General features: G+C 43.0%; 10 protein-coding genes. All 10 read left to right on the top strand.

The window, feature by feature from the left end; genetic code table 11:
* The first annotated feature begins 168 nt into the window (after positions 1 to 168).
* The 10 genes from OCK74_RS18705 to OCK74_RS18660 all read left to right on the top strand — a co-directional run bounded on the left by OCK74_RS18705 (position 169) and on the right by OCK74_RS18660 (position 19,901).
* Positions 169 to 1,047 (top strand): inositol oxygenase family protein, encoded by an 879-nt coding sequence (locus OCK74_RS18705; RefSeq protein ID WP_279298600.1) that lies wholly within the window; start codon positions 169 to 171, stop codon positions 1,045 to 1,047.
* 59 nt (positions 1,048 to 1,106) lie between these two features.
* The gene (locus OCK74_RS18700) at positions 1,107 to 4,151 is read left to right on the top strand and encodes a SusC/RagA family TonB-linked outer membrane protein (protein WP_279298599.1); all 3,045 of its coding nucleotides are present in this window, start codon (positions 1,107 to 1,109) and stop codon (positions 4,149 to 4,151) included.
* A 23-nt stretch (positions 4,152 to 4,174) separates the two neighbouring features.
* Positions 4,175 to 5,791 carry a RagB/SusD family nutrient uptake outer membrane protein gene (locus OCK74_RS18695; RefSeq protein ID WP_279298598.1) on the top strand — a complete coding sequence of 539 codons (1,617 nt, stop codon included), beginning with the start codon at positions 4,175 to 4,177 and terminating at the stop codon, positions 5,789 to 5,791.
* Positions 5,792 to 5,882: 91 nt separating this feature from the next.
* Entirely contained in the window at positions 5,883 to 6,911 is a 1,029-nt protein-coding gene (locus OCK74_RS18690; protein ID WP_279298597.1) for a purple acid phosphatase family protein, read from the top strand.
* Positions 6,880 to 8,046, top strand: coding sequence for an acyltransferase family protein (locus OCK74_RS18685; protein ID WP_279298596.1), 1,167 nt, complete (start codon positions 6,880 to 6,882; stop codon positions 8,044 to 8,046). Before OCK74_RS18690 ends, OCK74_RS18685 begins: the two co-directional genes overlap by 32 nt.
* Positions 8,047 to 8,078: 32 nt before the next feature.
* A complete protein-coding gene (locus OCK74_RS18680; protein WP_279298595.1) occupies positions 8,079 to 10,271 on the top strand; it encodes an alpha-N-acetylglucosaminidase in 2,193 nt (730 codons plus the stop codon).
* Positions 10,272 to 10,297: 26 nt separating this feature from the next.
* Positions 10,298 to 11,782 carry a glycoside hydrolase family 28 protein gene (locus OCK74_RS18675; protein ID WP_279298594.1) on the top strand — a complete coding sequence of 495 codons (1,485 nt, stop codon included), beginning with the start codon at positions 10,298 to 10,300 and terminating at the stop codon, positions 11,780 to 11,782.
* Positions 11,783 to 11,806: 24 nt separating this feature from the next.
* Positions 11,807 to 14,104 (top strand): GH92 family glycosyl hydrolase, encoded by a 2,298-nt coding sequence (locus OCK74_RS18670; protein ID WP_279298593.1) that lies wholly within the window; start codon positions 11,807 to 11,809, stop codon positions 14,102 to 14,104.
* A 22-nt stretch (positions 14,105 to 14,126) separates the two neighbouring features.
* Positions 14,127 to 17,894 carry a GH92 family glycosyl hydrolase gene (locus OCK74_RS18665; protein ID WP_279298592.1) on the top strand — a complete coding sequence of 1,256 codons (3,768 nt, stop codon included), beginning with the start codon at positions 14,127 to 14,129 and terminating at the stop codon, positions 17,892 to 17,894.
* Between the two features lie 153 nt (positions 17,895 to 18,047).
* Entirely contained in the window at positions 18,048 to 19,901 is a 1,854-nt protein-coding gene (locus OCK74_RS18660) for an NPCBM/NEW2 domain-containing protein (RefSeq protein ID WP_279298591.1), read from the top strand.
* The last annotated feature ends 275 nt before the right edge of the window (positions 19,902 to 20,176 follow it).

The following is a 20,176-nucleotide window of genomic DNA, read 5'->3' as shown; positions in this document are numbered from 1 at the left end:
TAAAACAACACTTGCTATGATTGCTTGCCATTATTTTTCATGTATTAAGAAATCTTATTTGCGACATTGCATAATTCACATGCAGGATACTGTTTGCTGGTAATATAGCTGCACTTTCACTTCATTTATTTCATACTTCAATTAAACGGAAATCAATAATCATCACTAATGAGTGTACAAGAATTATCTCAATTCTCTCCATTACAGAGTCTTGATGAATGGGAGGATGACTTGCTGAGACGGTATCCGGAGCCTGGTACCATAGCCAAAGAAAAGAGTGTAGAGGCCTTCAGAAATTATGAAGCGCCTGCCCGTGATTCGGTTCGTGAATTTTACAAGTTGAACCACCAGTATCAGACATTTGATTTTGTGATGCAGAAGCGGGAGGAGTTCTTAAGTTTTGATAGGAAAGTAATGACCGTTTGGGAAGCATTTGATTTCCTCAATCAATTGGTTGATGACTCAGATCCTGATACTGATTTAAGCCAGTTTCAACACCTCTTGCAAACTTCAGAAGCCGTACGTGCCGATGGTCATCCCGACTGGATGGTGCTTGCTGGTTTAATGCACGACATGGGCAAGGTGCTCTGTTTGTTTGGTGAACCGCAGTGGGCAGTAGTAGGTGATACCTTCCCTGTGGGATGTGCCTATTCAGACAAAATTGTATATCATGAGTTCTTTAAAAACAATCCTGATTTCGAAAACGAGAAATACAATACAAAGTTTGGCATTTATGCACCCAATTGTGGCCTGCGTAATGTTCATATGTCGTGGGGGCATGATGAGTATATCTATGCCATGATGAAGGATTATCTTCCCGAGCCGGCTCTGTATATGCTCCGCTATCATTCTTTTTATGCCCAGCACAGAGAGGGAGCTTATGACCATTTGATGGACGAGCATGACCACAAAATGTTTGCGTGGGTAAGGCTTTTTAACTCTTATGACTTATACTCAAAAAGTCCTACACCTCCTGATTGGAATAAACTACAGCCTTATTATGAAGAACTGGTGAATAAATATTTGCCTAAAACACTGAGGTTCTAAACCAATTTTTTGATAGATCCACTTTAAAAACGAACATCTAACTGTTAAAACGCAGCCATATGTATGAAAAGAAGACTCTTTTAATGAAACGCAGCAATCGGAAAGGCCCTTCCTTGCTGTTGATGCTCATTTTCTTAGCGGGCTTCACCTCTGCCATCGCCCAGGGAACGCAGGAAGTAAAGGGAACCGTAACCGACAGCAAGGGACAACCTGCTGTTGGCATAACCGTTACTGTAAAAGGAACCAACAAAGCGGTGTTGACCGATCAGACCGGTTCTTTCACCATCAAGGCGTCACCAACTGCTACCCTCACTTTTTCGGCCATCAACTTTGAATCCAGGGAAGCTACGGCGGCAGCTGGTAAGATTCTGGCCGTAGTGTTGAATGAAAAAGTGGCTCAATTGAATGAGGTAGTAATGGTGGGTTACGGCCGTAGCTCTCGTAAAAACTTATCAAGCGCCGTTACCAGTGTAAAGCCTGAAGATTTGAACCGTGGCGCTATTACCGATGTGGGACAATTATTACAAGGTAAAGTCCCCGGCTTGAATATCTCTGCCAGCGGCGACCCTAACAGGCCTTCTGCTGTGGTGTTGCGTGGTGCTTCTACCTTAAACAGTTCACAATCTCCTTTCTATGTGATCGATGGAGTTCCCGGTGCTGATATCTCTGCTATCGCGCCTGATGATATTGCTTCTATCGATGTATTGAAAGATGCTGCTGCTACAGCTATTTACGGTAACCGTGCTGCCAACGGTGTGATCATGGTCACAACCAAAAGAGGAAAAAAAGGACAGTCGGTGGTAAGCTATAGCGGTTATGTTGGTATGGAGCAGGTATCGAATGAATTGGAGATGATGAATTCCGATGAATTACGCGCCTTTATATCTGCCAACGGTCAGTCGTTATCACCTAATGATGATAAAGGAGCGAACACCAACTGGCAGAAAGAGGTACGTAGGTCTTCAGCTACCTCTCACAACCACAACTTAAGCTTCAATGGCGGTGGTGAACACACTACCTACAGTGCAAGCTTGAACTATACACAAAAAGAAGGTATTCTTTTAAAAAGCGAATTGGAAAGGGTGATTGCCAGGTTAGCTATTGAGCAATTTGCTTTTAATGATAAGGTGCGTTTCAGTTTGAATGTGAGCAATGCGCGCAGCAATGCAGACAACATGCCTCAACGCAACTCTGTATTGCAGCAAATGGTTAGTTACCTGCCTGTTTCTCCTGTTAAAAATCCTGACGGAAAGTTTTTTGAAAACTTTACGAAAACCGGTTATTTCAATCCTGCTGCACTCATTGAATACGGACAGGATAATACAAAGTTCAATAACCTGATCGGAAGCTTTAATACGCAGGTGAAACTGCCGTTTGGCCTGACATACGATTTCAACCTGGCGTATCAGCAAGGTAATAGCCTGCATGGCGAGTATTACGGTAGTTATTACTCTAATTACAACAGCGCCAACTTTTATTATCAGCCCGATCCGCCACTGGTACATTCCCTGTTGAATTTTGGTACCAATGGTTCTGCATTGAGAAATACCTACCAGAACACCAATAAGATAATGGAAACATTCCTTACCTGGGATAAGAAGTTTGGTGGGCACACCCTAAACGCAGTGTTGGGATACTCTTATCAGGATAATGTTACCGGTGAAGGTTTTCAAACTACCGCTACCAACTTCCCTGTTGATAACGTAGGCTATAACAACCTGTCATTAAGTAACCCATATGCGATTCCTACTTACCGCATCAACTTTGGATCACCTGGTGTTTACCAGGAAACAAGATTGATCTCAGACTTTGCCCGTTTGAATTACAACTACAAGGATAAATACCTTGTACAACTTTCTGGTAGAAGAGACGGTAGCTCAGTTTTTGGTGCTAATAAGCAATGGGGTTATTTTCCTTCTGCCGGTGCAGCATGGCGTATCAGCCAGGAGGATTTTATGCAGGACCAGAAGCTGTTTAGCGATCTGAAACTGAGAGCCAGCTATGGGGTTACAGGTAATTCTTCAGGCTTTAATGCTTATACCGCTCAAATTATTTCGGGTACTTTAGGAAGCTTCTATTATCAAGGTACAACAGTGAATGCTTATGGACCTACGCAGGCTGACAACCCGAATTTGCAATGGGAGAAAACAGCTACTGCCAACATCGGTTTGGACTTTGCCATCCTGAATGGAAAATTAAATGGATCGATCGATGTATATGATAAAAACACGACCGGTATGATCTACGGTTACAAGGTGGATCCTATGTTGGTTCCCAATGGCAATATCACTGCCAACGGCGGTAGCATGAACAATAAAGGGATTGAATTGATGTTAAGTGCTACGCCTGTAAAGACAAAGGCATTTAGTTGGACATCTACGCTGAATCTGGCAAATAACAACAACGAAATTACCAGCTTAACCAATCCTTTATTCTCTGGTGGCGACTCTGTTCGTTTGACGCAACCGGAAGGTGGTGGCCAAACTGGTAGCACCTTGCAGATCTTAAAGTCAGGACGTCCATTGGGTCAGTTCTTTACTTTGAAGTATGCCGGCAAAAACGACCAGGGTGTTTCTCAATATTATGATAAGAATGGTAAACTGACAACTTCGCCAGCAATTGGAAGCGACTATTTCTATGTAGGCAGCCCGCAGCCGAAGTTGTTACTGGGCTTTACCAATACATTCCGCTATAATAATTTTGATTTAAATATATTCTTCAGAGGCGTGTTTGGCAATAAGATCTTCAATGCTACCCGTGCAGATCTGTTCAGGCCTAGCACAGCACAATTCACAAATATCTTAAAAGATGTCGCAGCCGAATCTGTTACGGATGTAAATTCTTACCGTTATTCGAGCCGCTTTATTGAAGATGGTAGTTATGTTCGTTTGGATAATGCTACATTGGGCTACAACTTTAAGAAGTTCAGTCAGTATGTAAGAACGTTACGTGTGTATGCATCTGTGAACAATGCGTTTATCATTACCAAGTACAATGGCATCGATCCTGAAGTAAATCAGGGTGGTATTGCTCCTGGTATTGATGCGGGTAACTTCTATCCCAAAACAAGAACCATTTTATTCGGTGTAAACGCTTCTTTCTAAACTCTGGAAAAAATAATATTTCAATGAAAAAGATATTGAACAACTTATGCTTACCGGCGATGCTCATTTGTTTGTTGGCATCCTGTCACAAGACTGAAGTTCCGATCAAAACGGAATTGACTCCTGAGGTATTTCCTCAAAATCCATCGCAGTTTACCCAGGCCACTGGACCGGCATATGCCGCTTTAAGAGGCAACTATTCATTAGACTACTGGTTCTTGCAATCGCTAAGCACCGATGAAGCCATTTTGCCTGCCAGGGGTGGAAACTGGTATGATAACCAGAACTACATCAACCTGCATTATCACAATTGGACCAGGGACAACGGTAATACGAACGGCACCTGGAACTGGCTTTCGGTTGTGATCGGGACTACGAACCAGGCTATGTCCATTTTAGACAAAACCATGCCTGCAGATGCCAGTAAGCAAACAACCCTGTCTGAGTTAAAAATGGTGCGTGCCATTGCTTACTTTATGATGATGGATCTGTATGGCAATGTTCCCATTGTAACTACCTATGGTGATTTCGAGCCCAAAGCCAATTCACCACGGAAAGAAGTTTTCAACTTCATAGAAAGCGAAGTAAAAGCTAGTCTTCCTCAGTTAAGTGCTGCTTCCGGCTCCGCTACTTATGGCCGCGCAAATAAATACACAGCATTTGCTCTTTTAGCTAAGATGTATCTGAATGCGGAAGTGTACACCGGTACGCAGCGCTACAATGATTGTATTGCAGCTTGTGATAGTGTAATGAAGTCTGGACTGTATGCTGTTGAGCCAAGAAGCAGTTACCTGAAGATGTTCTATCCCAACAATGGGCCTCAAATGAAGGAGTTCATTTTTGCTATTCCTTATGACCCGGCTTTTACAGCATTGCCAGGAACCAATGGGTTTATGTATCATGCACGCTACGATGTACCAAGATCTATGCGCAACCGCTTTACTTTACCGTTTACGCCTAGCGCCGCTCGTAGCACCCTGCCAGAGTTCTATGCTAATTTCAATGATCCCAATGACATCAGGAATCAGCAATGGCTGACTGGAGCTCAGGTCAATTACAATGGAACACCGGTGAACGTAACTACTACCAAGAAAGGCTACGATCAGTTTTATACTGGTTCCGACGGTAGTGCTTCTTATACTTACCAGGTAACTTTAACGCCTAATATTCAATTGCGTCAAAGCGTGTCTGCTTTTGACCTGGGGAATGATGAACTAGCCTGGAACCAGGGCTATCGCAACGTTAAGTTTTATCCTGACAGTCTCTCTACGTCCAGGAACCAGAGCAATGATGTTCCTTTCCTGCGTTATTCTGATATTATTTTAATGAAGGCGGAAGCGATTCTTCGCGGCGGAACAGCAACCAATGGACACACTCCTGTTTCACTGGTGAATATGGTAAGGTCAAACCGTACTACCTCTCCAGCTTTATCAGCTGTTACATTGGATGATCTTTATGCGGAAAGAAACCGTGAATTTGCCTGGGAAGCATGGCATCGCAACGACATGATTCGCTTTGGCAAATACGAAGGCTCTTGGGGCTATAAAACAGATGCAAGTCCCCATAGGCGCATCTTCCCGATCCCGACAGGTGCTATGGCAGTTAACCCTGCTCTGGTGCAAAATCCGGGCTATGAATAAAGAGAAGCGCTCATAAGTTTGGTAATAAATATCAGGGCTAAAGCCCTGATATTTATTTAAGAGAAAAATACTTTTAAACACAGTTATTAAAATGAAAAAGATCCTGGTTTTTTTGTTCTTAGTGAGATTCATCCCCGTGCAGGCACAAGTGCGTATTAGTGAAAGTGCTCAAAATAAGCCGGGTGATACGGTGTTGGTAAGGAAGGGTGGGGCCCTGAACTTTCTTGCCATGGGAGATTGGGGAAGAAATGGTGCCGACCATCAAAAAGAAGTGGCTGCACAAATGGGAAAAACAGCAGCCGAAGTGAATGCCAATTTCATTATTGCTGCTGGAGATAATTTTTATCCCAGTGGTGTGATCAGTGAACAGGACCCTTTGTTTAAATATTCATTTGAAGATGTTTATACAGCTTTTTCTCTGCAATGGGATTGGTACCCTGTCTTAGGTAATCACGATTACAAATCAAATCCTGATGCACAGGTAGCCTATTCAAAAATCAGCCGTCGCTGGAAGATGCCTGCACGCTACTATTCCAAAACCTTTGCGATCAACGGCGATACAACACAACAGGTATTGATCGCATTTATCGATACCAATCCATTTATTCCTGAGTTTTATAAAAATGCGGAATATGGTCCAAACGTGCGTAACCAGGATTCTACTGCACAAAAGAAATGGTTAGAGAGCGTCTTGGGTAATCCATCAAAAAATATCCGTTGGAAGATTGTGGTGGGGCATCATCCGATGTTCACCGGTGGCAGCAGGACAGATGCTTATGATACGAAAGCGATCCGCAACACTTTAAAGCCTGTCTTGGATAAATACGGTGTAGATGTGTACCTTGCAGGACACGAACATAGTTTGCAACACATCGTGCCCGCAGGAAAAACTCATCATTTTATTTCAGGAGCGGCATCCGAGAAAACACCATCTGTATTATTGCCCGAAAGTAAGTTAGCAGCATCAACATATGGATTCATGTTGTTTTCTGTTACCGGAAGTCAATTATTGATGCAAGTGATAGATGAAACAGGGAAGGTTTTCTATAAAACAACTATTGATAAACAACCAAATAGTATAGCTACAAATGCAAATAACAGCAAACAAAAAGGTAGTTAGCAGCGAAACTGTTACAGCAAGCCCGGGCAAAAGGCCTGTACGTCTGCAATCGCTGGATGCTTTACGGGGCTTTGATATGTTCTGGATCATGAGTGGCGAAATAGTGGTGCACAGCCTTGCTGACGCCACTCATGCACCAGCAGCCAACTGGATGTCGCACCAACTCTCACACTCTCCCTGGAATGGGTTTACCTTTTACGACCTGATTTTCCCGCTCTTTATTTTCATTGCCGGCGTTTCCATGCCATTTTCTTTCAGCAGTCAATTAGAGAAAGGTAGCAGTAAGAAAAAAATATATGGGGCGTTGATCAAACGCACTCTTATTTTGATTTTTTTAGGCATGGTAGTGAATGGTCTTTTCAAATGGCAGGGTTATGAAAACACAAGGATTGCATCCGTGCTGGGGCGCATTGCTCTGTCTTGTTTTTTCGCAGCCGTGATTTATTTGAATAGCAACCTGAAGCAACAGGTACTCTGGTTTGCCGGTTTGCTCCTTGGTTATTGGGCAGCCATGATGCTGATTCCGGTACCGCAGTTTGGAGCCGGGAATTTAACGCCTGAAGGGAACCTTGCAGCTTATATAGACCGCTTACTGCTGCCGGGCAAGCTGCACCGCAAAGTGTACGACCCGGAAGGATTGCTCTCTACTATTCCTGCCATAGGATCGGCCATGCTGGGCGTGTTTGCCGGAGAGTTTTTGCGCTGGCGTCAAACCCAGTGGAACGAAGCAAAAAAAGCAGCCGTACTGGCTATAGCCGGGTTGATATTGCTGGCTGCGGGTTGGGTTTGGAACATTGTTTTCCCGATCAATAAAACAATGTGGACGAGCTCGTTTGTTTTATGCGCCGGTGGGTGGAGTGCATTGTTTTTATCGCTTTTTTATTTTGTTATTGACGTAGCCGGTTGGAAAAAATGGAGCATGCCGCTGGTATGGATAGGAATGAACTCAATCCTCATCTATGTGGCAGCGCATGGCCTTATCAATTTTGAAGCTACGGCCAGCTACCTGTTTGGTGGTTTGATTAAATTTACTGATGTAAAATGGCAACCCTTCTGGCTGGCCATCGGCATCGTACTGGTGCAAATGGCACTCTTATATTTTTTGTATCGAAAAAAATGGTTTTTGAAGGTATGAGGACGTTTCAATTTTGTTGTTTACTCATATTGATGTTGCAAGTAAAAACATCTGTTGCTCAATTGAACGTCAATGCTTCGAAAGCTTTGATTGGAAGGGTTGTTCCTACTATTGCCTCAAAGTTTGAAGTAGAAGAGATCCCGGCCATGGAGGGCAATGATGTTTTTGAAATAGAAAGCAAAGGCGGTCAAATCATTTTACGTGGAAACAATGGCGTGGCCATTGCATCGGCTTTATATCAATACCTGGACGAATACTGTCATTGCCAGGTCACCTGGAACGGCGTGAACATGCGGCTACCAAAAGAATTGCCGGTTGTAGCTACCAAGGTGCGCAAACAAACACCCTATCAATATCGCTATTATCTCAATTATTGCACATTCAATTACAGCATGAGCTGGTGGGACTGGTCTCGTTGGGAAAAAGAAATTGACTGGATGGCGCTGCATGGCATTAACCTGCCACTGTCTATTACTGGCGAAGAATACACTTGGTACCTTGTTTATAAAGACATGGGCTTTACCGATGAAGAATTAAAGGATTTTTTCTGCGGCCCTTCTTATTTCGCCTGGTTCTGGATGGGTAATTTGGATGGTTGGGGTGGCCCGTTGCCTTTAAGCTGGATGAAGAGCCACAGTGAATTGCAGCAAAAAATAGTGCAGCGGCAGAGGGCTCTTGGCATAAAGCCGGTGTTGCCTGCTTTTACAGGCCATGTGCCAGCTGCTTTTAAAAAGAAATATCCGAATGCAAAACTCAAAGCCACCAATTGGACCAACGGTTTTGCTGATACCTATATTCTTGATTCAGAAGATCCGATGTTTGCCCAGATTGGCAAAGTCTTCCTGGAAACCCAAACAAAGCTATACGGTACCGACCACCTGTATTCTGCAGATACTTTCAATGAAAATGAGCCTCCTTCTGATGAACCGGCCTTTCTATCGAAATTAAGTGCCCGGGTTTATGAAGGTATGAAACAGGCCGATCCTGAAGCTGTTTGGGTCATGCAAGGCTGGTTGTTCTACAGTGATCGGAAATTCTGGAAAGCACCTCAGATCGAGGCCTTACTCAAGGCAGTGCCTAATGATAAAATGCTTTTGCTGGACCTGGCTGCCGAAATAGAGCCTGTTTGGAAAAGAACGAATGCCTTTTATGGCAAACCATGGATATGGAACATGCTGCACAACTTTGGCGGCAATATCAGCCTCTTCGGAAGGATGGAAACCGTGGCAAATGAACCTGCAAAAGCGTTGCACAATCCTGCATCAGGACAAATGAAAGGTATAGGCCTTACCATGGAAGGTATTGAGCAGAACCCGGTTTTGTATGAGTTGATGATGCACCACACCTGGCAGGATGCCGCCATTGATTTGGACAAATGGCTGCCACAATATGTCCTGAACCGTTACGGTGTTGCAGATGCACAGGCCTTGAAGGCCTGGGATATACTGCGCCGCACCGTGTACAATGGACAACGCATTCGCGATGGTGCAGAATCGATCATCGCCGCCCGCCCAACATTTGACTCCATGACAAGATGGGCAAAAACTGTTTTGAACTATAAGGCTGAAGAGTTATTGCCTGCCTGGGAGGCACTGATCAAAGCTGTTCCCAATTGTAAGACTTCCGATGGCTTTCAATATGACCTGGTAGACGTCACCCGCCAGGTATTGGCTAATTATGCATTGCCGCTTCAGCGGAAGATAGTGGCTGCTTACGAGCGGAAAGATCTCAATGATTTTAAAAAGCAGGGTGCAGCATTTATCATGTTGATCGACGATATGGACCAATTGCTAGCCACTCGTAAGGACTTTTTATTGGGACCCTGGATCAGCGATGCACGTCGCTGGGGTTCAACGCCGCAGGAAAAAGCTTTGTACGAGCGCAATGCGCGGAACTTAATTACCCTCTGGGGCGATGCCAACAGCCCGTTGAATGAATATGCGTGCCGTCAGTGGAGTGGCCTTCTCAATGATTTTTACAAGCCTCGCTGGCAGCAGTTTTTTGCAAAGACGATCGACGCTTTGCAGCAAGGAAATACAATGAATGTGGAAGCATTTCAGAAAGACATCAGCCAATGGGAATGGCAATGGGTGAACAGCCAAAAAACTTTTCCTGTTCAGCCTTCCGGCGATCCCGTAGTTGTTGCAAAGAAGCTTTTTCAAAAATACAAGAGTGTCATAACAGCTGCTTATGGGTCTTCATTTACGGCTACCAAAAAATATTGATCATCTTATAAATCAGCAGAAGAAAAATGTTCAAACCTTTAATGTATTTACTCTGTGTGTTTTTGTTTTCTTTTCGTGCAATGCCCGATCTGAGTGCGATACAGCAACAACGGGTTTTCAATATTAAAGACTATGGTGCTGTGGGCGATGGCAAAACGGATGATGCCAATGCCATACAGAAAGCAATTGATGCCTGCAATGCAGCAGGTGGTGGAACTGTATTAATCCCATCAGGTCATACCTTTCTTGCCGGACCTTTTCAATTAAAGTCTTTCATTGACTTTCATGTAGAGACGAATGCAAAAGTATTGGCAAACCCGGATGAAAAAGTGTATACCAAAAGTGCTTTCAGGGCAAATAAAGGAGAGGGCACTGTATGGATTGGTGGTGAGTCCCTGGAAAATGTTACCATCAGTGGTAGCGGTATTGTTGATGGCAATGGTATTTCTTTCATGGGAGCAGAGCTGGAGGATAGTTATGAGCTGAAGCCATTTAACATAGTCGATCCTCGTCCGCACGTACTCACAATTGTCGGAGGCAAGAATATCAGGATCAAAGATCTGACCATTCGCAACTCTGCCTACTGGACTGTCCATTTGGTTGGCTGTGATGATGTGGCCATTTCAGACATCACCCTTTTAAATAACCTGAAAGTAAGAAACAGTGATGGCATTGACCTGGATCACAGCAAAAACGTACGCATTACCAATTGCTACATTGAGTCCGGCGATGATTGTATTTGCCTGAAAAACCGGAGGGAATATGAAGAGTTCGGCGTTTGTGAAAACATTACAGTTTCCAATTGTACCATGACCTCCAGGTCATGCGCTATTAAAATAGGCAGCGAAAACATGGATACCATCCGTCATGTTGTTTTTGATAATTGCATCATCAAAAAAAGCAATCGTGGAGTGGGGATTCAAAATAGGGATGAGGGTGTAGTTTCGGATGTCATCTTCTCCAACATGCTCATTCATAGCCACCTGTTTTCCGATGTATGGTGGGGTAAAGCAGAACCAATTTATGTAACTGCATATCGTCGCGCTCCAGGCAATCATAAAGATGCCAACTGGCGTTTTGCTAAAGGACAAACTGTTGGGAAAGTGGGTAAGGTGGAAAATATCTACTTTACCAACATCAAATGTGATAGCGAGAATGGTATTTATGTAAGTGCTGAATCTGCAGATAAAATCAATAACATATTCTTTGATGCCGTTGATGTACGGATCAATAAAACTACCAGGCACGAAGGTGGAGTTTACGACCGCAGGCCGAGCGAAGTGGAGGGTATGGTCAAAGGTCGCACGTCCGGATTTTACCTTGATAAGGCAAGTGGCATTACGATTCGAAACAGTTCTGTTCAATGGGGCGCCAATCGTCCGGCCTACTTTGCACATGCCATTGAGACACACGAAGTAGCATCACTGAAAGTCTCAGGTTTTGAAGGCCAATCTGCTTATCCCGGCAAGCTGAAATCACAACAGGATTATCTACCCACTAGGAAATATTGATTCCATAAGCTATAGATCGAAATAATGATACAAATACAAAAGCGAGAAAATAATATCAAGGCAATATTCATTCTGTGTTGTGTGTTTTTCAGTGCTGTTTTGCAAGCCCAACATCACCAGTATGTTGATCCTTTCATTGGTTCTGAAGGAGAAGGTAATGTATTTATCGGGCCTTCTTGCCCGTTCGGAATGGTAAAACCCGGACCTGATAATAACAAAGCGTCTAATAGTGGTTATTCTGCTGACAAAGACAAAGCAATATATGGCTTTAGCCAGGTGCACGTAAGCGGAACAGGAGGAGGGCCAAAATATGGGAATATTTCTGTGATGCCTTTTTCCGGAGATACGGGAAATATAAAGCATGAATCATTAAGAAGTAATGAAGTGGCAAAGGCTGCTTACTATAGTGTGCTGCTGAGTAAATGGAATATCAAAACAGAAATTACGACCTCACCCAAAGTTGCCTATTACCGTTTCTCATTTGCCAATAACGATAACAATGGGATAAAGATTGATGCGGGCCACTTCCTCGGCGAAAACCCTGTACCTAATGCAAGGGAGGCGCAACAGTTTGTGGGTTCGGAAATTGAAATCGTTTCAGAAACCGAAGTAAAGGGGTATAGCAAAATACGTGGAGGATGGAACAACGGCGCAACATATACGGTTTATTTTCATGCCATTTTTAGCCAGCCATTTTCACATTTTAAAACCTGGAAGGATGACCAACTGGTGAGCGGTGAAAAGGTGCAGATGGATGAAGGGAAAAAGACAGGTGCACTTCTGTTTTTCCATTCTATGCAAGGGAAGCAGGTAGAAATGAAAATTGGTATTTCCTACATCAGTCCATTAAAAGCAAAGAAAAATATCTCAACTGAAATTCCACACTGGCAGTTTGAAAAAACATTGGCAGCATCACAAGCCTTATGGGAGAATTTATTGTCGAGAATAGAAATAGACGAGGATGCTTCCAGCGACCAAAAGAAAATGTTTTATACGGCCCTTTACCATACGATGCTCATGCCGGTTGATAGAACTGGTGAAAATCCGCTCTGGGAAAACAATGGCCCCTACTACGACGATTTTTATGCGATCTGGGATACCTTCCGTTCTTCAAATCCCCTGATTACGTTGATCAATACATCCCGCGAGGTTGATATTGTGAACGCCCTTTTGCAAATTTACCAGCGTGCAGGATATATGCCTGATGCCAGGAGCGGTAACTCGAATGGCAGAACACAAGGAGGTTCTAATGCCGAGGTATTGATTGCCGATGCTTATGTGAAGAAATTGAAGGGTATAAACTATTATCTGGGATTGGAAGCTATGTTGAAAGATGCCACCGTACCTCCTGGCGGCAATGAAGAGCAGGAGGGCAGGGGTGGTTTAACAGATTATAATACGCTGGGTTATGTCAGCAACAACTTTGTGCGTGCTGGCAACCGCACCTTGGAATATGCCTATAACGATTATTGCCTGGCCATGGTCGCTAAAGGGCTGGGAAGAAATGGTGAATACTTCCGGTTCATCAAACAATCAAATAACTGGCAAAATCTATGGCGTCCTATTGAAGACAATGGAAGCTCTGGCTTTATCATGCCAAAAGATGCTTCAGGCAAATGGATCGACAGCATTCAATGCGATGTAAGTAATGGCCGTGCCACATATGTAAAATATACGCCCCTGGCGCAGGACTGGCCCATCTGTGTTTGCTGGTGGTGTGGCTTTTTTTATGAGGCAAGCAGTTGGGAATATTCTTTTTATGTACCCCATGATGTGGCAACCCTGATAGAGAAATGCGGAGGGAAAGCTGCTTTTGAAAAACGCCTGAATACCTTATTTAATAATGGTTATTATAATGTGGGCAACGAACCTTCTTTTCTTACGCCCAATTTATATCACTGGATTGGAAGGCCTGATTTGAGTAGTGAAAGGATCTGGCAAATCATTAACAAGCATTACAATGCTTCACGAAGCGGCATACCTGGAAATGATGATAGTGGCGCTATGTCTTCCTGGTTGCTCTTTCATTCAATAGGCATTTATCCAAATGCCGGCCAATCTTATTACCTTATCAACGCACCTGCTTTTAAAAGAACCGTGATCCACCAGGAGCATGGAAAGGACTTTGTTATTAAGGCGCCCCGGTTGTCAGCTAAAAATATGTACATTCAATCAGCAACGCTGAATGGAAAACCCTTTCAGCAATCCTGGATTGAACATGAAGACATAACTGCGGGCGGAGAATTGGTTTTAGAAATGGGTGATAAACCTTCATCATGGGGAAGAACGATGTTGCCTCCATCATTATCAACTAGCAAATAGGGATTATATTTAATCAAGGCACATGCAATCTTTATTGACCTCTCTAACCTTCTTATTTTTCTTTAGTGCATCTGTATGCGCGCAACAGAAGCAGTTCAATATTGTCAGTTATGGCGCTAAAGCTGATGGTAAAACAAACAATGCACAAGCCATACAGAAAGCCATTGATGACGCTTCAAAAAGTGGTGGCGGGATGGTTGTTGTACCAAAAGGAGTATTTGTAACTGGTTCCATAGAATTGAAATCCGGTGTTCGTCTTCATTTGCAAGATGGCGCGGTTATTCAGGGAAGCGATAAACGTATTGATTATGAAAAGGTGAAACATCCGTCATTGATCATCGCAGTAAAGCAACATGATATTTCTATAACAGGTAATGGTATCATTGATGGCAAGGGTCGTGAACTGATGAAGGATATTTTTAAACGTTTGGAGGAAGGGACACTGGTTGACAAGGAATGGAAAGTAAAGCGGCCAGGTGAAGGCACCCGGACGAATCTTCTTTATTTGGAAGAATGTACGAATGTGAAAATTGTTGGCGTTTTCTTTAAAGATGCTACAAACTGGGTGACACATTTTGAGCGTTGCCGAAATATATTGATCGATGGCATTAAATTGGAAAGTATGGCCTACTGGAACAATGATGGGCTTGATATTGTTGATTGTAAAAATGTAAAGATTACCAATTCTTCCATCAATTCTGCAGATGATGCAATTTGTTTAAAGTCAGTAAACGCAAATGATTTTTGTGAAAGCATTTATGTTGAAAACTGTAAGCTGCGTTCAAGTGCCAACGCTTTTAAATTAGGCACTAGTTCAAAGGGCGGCTTTAAAAACATCAAGGTTAGAAATCTTGAAATATATGACACTTATCGTTCTGCCATTGCACTGGAAGCTGTTGACGGCGGGTTTCTTGAAAACATAGACATCCAGGGCGTAAAGGCTAAGAATACAGGTAATGCTATATTTATAAGGTCAGCGCACCGGAATAAGGATACAACATATTCTGGAATTCAAAATATAGTCATAAAAGATGTAACTGTAGAAGTGCCTGCAGGTAAACCAGATGCTGGCTATGAAATGGAAGGGCCTCTGCTGAGATACCCTCCGGGTATTGTACCTGACCAAAATAAGCTGATCAGCGTTTCTCCCTGGAACCATTCTTATAAAGATCCTAATGCAATCATCTATAAGCACAATGTATTTCCTTCCTCTATCAGTGGTTTACCCGGTCACCCTGTACAAAATATATTGTTAGAGAATATCAATATCACTTATGTAGGTGGAGGTAAAAAAGAGGTAAATTATATTCCTCTTGATTCACTTCATATGGTAACTGAAGCAGAAAAAGATTATCCGGAATTCTCTATGTTTGGAGAGTTGCCAGCCTGGGGATTTTTTATTCGGCATGTTGAAGGTCTTAAAATGAAAAACATTAAACTCACAAGTAAAGAAGATGACTACCGTGCCGCTATGATTTTTGATGATGTGAAAAAACTGGCGTTGGTAGACCTGGAGATTCCTTCATCAAAGATCCCGGTTATTGTGCTCAATAAAGTTTCAGATCATTCGCTTCAAAAGTTAAGGTTACCTGTTGATCAGAAGCAGCAAAATTTACAATATGTGCAACCTCTATCTGGTACTGCTGCAAGTACGACTCCTGCTGCATTGAAACATGGTGAAGGAACAGAACACAATGCGAATACCATCCCTGCAGTGGGGCTACCTTTTGCCATGACGCAATGGGCACCTGAAACACGGTTGACAGAAACAAAGTGTATTCCTCCTTATTTCTTTAAAGATAGCATGCTCACTGGCTTTCGTGGTACACACTGGCTGAGCGGCTCTTGTACCCAGGATTATGGAAGCTTTACCATCATGCCTGTTACCGGTAAACTAAAAACAAATGCTGCCGAATATGCTGTTCCTTTCTCCCATAAGAATGAGATCACTACACCTGCCTACTATAAGTTAGATCTTCCTCATCTTGCAGTAGAGATGACAGCAACTGAAAGGTGTGGTTTGATGCAGTTTACCATGCAGGAAAGCGATAGCCTATTCCTGCTGATAAGGCCGAATAGTGATGAACAGGTCGGCTTTGTAAAGTTTGATAAAGAGAAGGGTGAAGTCTGGGGATATAATCCTGTTCATCGTATCTACCAGGGATGGGGAGAACCTGCCGGTTTTAGTGGATACTTTTTCATCCAATTTGAGAAAAGGATAGGTTCAAGTGGTGTCTTCAATGCTTCTGGTATGATCAATGCTGACAGCATCAGCAAGCAAAAAGACATTGGCGCATTTGTTGGCTTTCAATTGAATAAGGGAGAACAACTGAGAATACGAATTGGTACATCATTCAGTAGTCTTGAAGGAGCCAAAAGAAATTTACAGCAGGAAATACCGGTATGGGATTTTGAATCGGTACTTGCTTCGGCAAAAGACAAATGGGAAAAAGCTCTAGGACAAATCAGCGTAGAAACGAGCAATGACAAAGACAAACGCATCTTCTACACTGCAATGTATCATGCCATGCAGCACCCCAGGCTTTTTAGTGATGTGGATGGTGTGTATCCAAAGTTTTCCGGCAATTATGAATTAAAGAGAGCGACCAATGGGAATTATTATGATGATTTTTCCATGTGGGATACCTACCGGGCTCAATTACCATTGCTTGAAATGCTACAACCATCCTTAGTGAACAACTTTGTTCAATCGATGGTCTTAAAAGGGCAGCAAGGTGGATGGCTACCTATATTCCCATGTTGGAATAGTTATACTGCTGCGATGATTGGAGATCATGTTACTGCATTTATTGCATCCGCTTATGCTAAAGGTATTCGTAATTATGATGTTGAAGAAGCTTACAGGTTAATGCGCCAGAACGCATTTAATATAGCTCCAAAGGAAGATTATATCAATGGCAAGGGACGCAGGGCCTTGACTTCTTATTTGAAGTATGGTTACATTCCCATGGAAGATAGTGTGCAGGAAGCATTTCATAAAAAAGAACAGGTAAGCCGGACCCTGGAATATGCTTATGATGATTATGCTTTGTCTATTGTAGCAAAAGGCCTGGGAAAATTGAATGATTATAAAGCATTGCAAAAAAGAGCAACTAATTACCGTAATGTTTTTGACCGTTCTGTTGGTATGGTCAGAGGAAGGTATGCCACAGGTAAATGGTATGATCCCTATTTGCCCGATCACCGCGAACCTTATATAACAGAAGGTACTCCAAGGCAGTATACTTTTTATGTTCCCCATGATGTTAAGGGGCTCTCTGATTTAATGGGCGGACCAAAGGCATTGGAAAATGCTTTGGACAGCTTATTTCAAAAGAATGAATACTGGCATGGAAATGAACCGGGGCATCAAATCCCATTCATGTATAATTATACCGCCTCGCCATGGAAAACACAAAAGGCAGTTCGAAATATATTGGCTGAAGAATACAGTGATGGACCAGGTGGCTTGAGTGGAAATGATGATGCAGGACAAATGAGTGCTTGGTATGTTTTTGCAGCATTAGGCTTTTATCCTGTAGATCCTGTTAGCGGGGCTTTTGCAATTTGTTCACCGGTCTTTGATAAAATTACCTTAGCCTTAGTCGGTAATAAAAAATTGGAGATCGTATGTAATAAAAAATCCCCGGATGCTATTTATATAGAAAAGGTGAACTGGAATGGGAAACCATATACGAAAAGTTTTTTCCAGTATAAGGACATCATGAAAGGTGGTAAGCTTGAGATCTATTTACAATCGACGCCTTCTTCTTCCTGGGGTCGGCCATAACTGAATATTGCCAGCATGGTTTTGTAGCACTTGTAGCGTTGTTGATAAAAAATAAATTGTAATTTGTACATTTATTGGTTGTGAACTGTTTATAGCAGGGATTCAACTAGTATAAAATCAACGCACCATTCATTAAATTAATTACGATAGAAAATGAATTTTTTATCAAAACGATTGTTCATTGCTTCATTATTCCTCGGAAGTTTTGTGGGATCTGTTCATGCCCAAACATCTGTTTCTAAATCTAATTTTCACCAGTGGGCAGCCACGCCTCCATTGGGTTGGAATAGCTGGGACTGCTTCGGGCCGACTGTCGTAGAAAGTGAAGTAAAAGCCAATGCCGACTACATGTCGAAATACCTCAAGCCTTATGGTTGGAACTATATAATCGTAGACATTCGCTGGTATGTTGCCAATGACAAGGCGCATGGTTATAATGAGAAAGATCCGCAATATGCTATCGACGAATATGGCAGGTTTACACCAGCTGAAAATCGCTTCCCATCGGCTGCAGGTGGCAAAGGCTTTAAACCACTGGCTGATTACATCCATAGTAAAGGGCTAAAGTTTGGAATTCACATCATGCGGGGTATACCTGTAGAGGCCGTTAAACGCAACCTGCCCATCAAAGGCAGCAAGGCCACAGCAAAAGACGTGTACTCCGAAAAAGACCAGTGCCGCTGGTTGCATGATATGTACACCGTCGTTGCGGGCATGGAAGGGGCACAGGAATATTACAATTCTTTATTTGAACTCTATGCTTCCTGGGGCTTGGACTTTGTGAAAGTGGACGACCTTTCCTCTCCCATTTACCACCAGGGCGAAGTGGAGATGATCCGCAAAGCTATTGACCGCACAGGCCGCAAAATCCTATTGAGCACTTCGCCTGGTGAAACGCCCATAGACCATGCCGATCATGTACAGCAAAACGCTAACATGTGGCGCACGGTAGGTGACTTCTGGGACAGCTGGCAGCAGCTCAAAGAGCACTTTGCAGTATTCAAACGCTGGAATTCGTACAGAATGGAAGGAGCATGGCCTGATGGCGATATGTTGCCGCTGGGACACATTGGTATCCGCGCAGAAAGGGGCAATGACCGCATGAGCGCTTTCTCAAAAGACGAGCAATACACCCTCATGACGCTATGGTCTATCTTCCGTTCGCCCTTAATGTTTGGCGGTCATTTACCTGATAACGATCCTTTTACCTTATCACTGCTCACTAATAAAGATGTTTTAGATGTATTGAAGTATAGCCGCAATAACAAAGAATTATTCAACAACAATGACCTGGTAGCATGGGTAGCTGATGATCCCAAAACCGGCGATAAATACCTGGCATTGTTCAATGCACAGGATCAACAGGAAATGGTAGCAGATAAAGCCGTATGGTCCAGTGGTCTGATCAACAGGGAAACACCAGGTGGTAGTAAGATGGTGGATGTGGATATCACTGGGGCAAAGAAATTGTACCTGGCTGTAAGTGACGCAGGTGACAATATCGATTGGGACCATGCCGACTGGATCACACCTACATTGTATAAGGGCAGTGACTCTCTTGCCCTGACATCCCTCAAGTGGACCAAAGCCACAGCAGGATGGGGAAGAGCCAGGATGAACAAAGGTGTATCCGGCAGTGACCTGGTCGTGAATGACCAGAAATATGAAAGCGGCATCGGTACGCACTCCAACTCAGTAATCGAATTCGATATCCCGGAAGGATATACCCGTTTTAAAGCCATGGCAGGATTGGACAAGGCAGGTGCTGTACAAAATGCAGGTGCAACCTTACAATTCATGGTCTTTACCCAAAATCCCTCCGGTCCTATGCCTGCCGACTCTGCTCAAATAGCCGTGCAGTTAAAAGAACTGGGCTTCAACTCAGCATGCACAGTAAAAGATCTCTGGACCGGAAAAAAAATAGGTGTATTCAGCAATGAATTTGCCCCTTACATCAGACGCCATGGCGCCGGTCTATACAGGATTTCTCCTCAGAGGAAAAATTAGAACAGCAAGTGTATGCGCCGGGAAAGTTGGTTCTTCTTCAATTCTTGATCAATCCTTCTTAAAATTTAAAACATTTGTTACAGTAATTTCTCTAAATGTGCTATTTATTCTGCATTCTTAGCCTGAATTTTATGAATATAATTGTAACATCCAAAAATTGATCTATGAACGGTTAACTGCTCTGTAATGGACTCATTTAAAAATGTCTATAGCAGTTTGAATTGTGGAGAAATATTTATAGAAATATTTAAAGATTCTCATATGGCAAGCAATAG

It is taken from the genome of Paraflavisolibacter caeni (assembly GCF_025628885.1).
Lineage (GTDB): Bacteria > Bacteroidota > Bacteroidia > Chitinophagales > Chitinophagaceae > Flavisolibacter > Flavisolibacter caeni.
This window is presented reverse-complemented; position numbering and strand designations above follow the sequence as displayed.

Bases quoted from the DNA above. Each gene is read 5' to 3' on its own strand.
- OCK74_RS18705 (WP_279298600.1), top strand. From the start codon at position 169: ATGAGTGTACAAGAATTATCTCAATTCTCTCCATTACAGAGTCTTGAT.
- OCK74_RS18700 (WP_279298599.1), top strand. From the start codon at position 1,107: ATGTATGAAAAGAAGACTCTTTTAATGAAACGCAGCAATCGGAAAGGC.
- OCK74_RS18695 (WP_279298598.1), top strand. From the start codon at position 4,175: ATGAAAAAGATATTGAACAACTTATGCTTACCGGCGATGCTCATTTGT.
- OCK74_RS18690 (WP_279298597.1), top strand. From the start codon at position 5,883: ATGAAAAAGATCCTGGTTTTTTTGTTCTTAGTGAGATTCATCCCCGTG.
- OCK74_RS18685 (WP_279298596.1), top strand. From the start codon at position 6,880: ATGCAAATAACAGCAAACAAAAAGGTAGTTAGCAGCGAAACTGTTACA.
- OCK74_RS18680 (WP_279298595.1), top strand. From the start codon at position 8,079: ATGTTGCAAGTAAAAACATCTGTTGCTCAATTGAACGTCAATGCTTCG.
- OCK74_RS18675 (WP_279298594.1), top strand. From the start codon at position 10,298: ATGTTCAAACCTTTAATGTATTTACTCTGTGTGTTTTTGTTTTCTTTT.
- OCK74_RS18670 (WP_279298593.1), top strand. From the start codon at position 11,807: ATGATACAAATACAAAAGCGAGAAAATAATATCAAGGCAATATTCATT.
- OCK74_RS18665 (WP_279298592.1), top strand. From the start codon at position 14,127: ATGCAATCTTTATTGACCTCTCTAACCTTCTTATTTTTCTTTAGTGCA.
- OCK74_RS18660 (WP_279298591.1), top strand. From the start codon at position 18,048: ATGAATTTTTTATCAAAACGATTGTTCATTGCTTCATTATTCCTCGGA.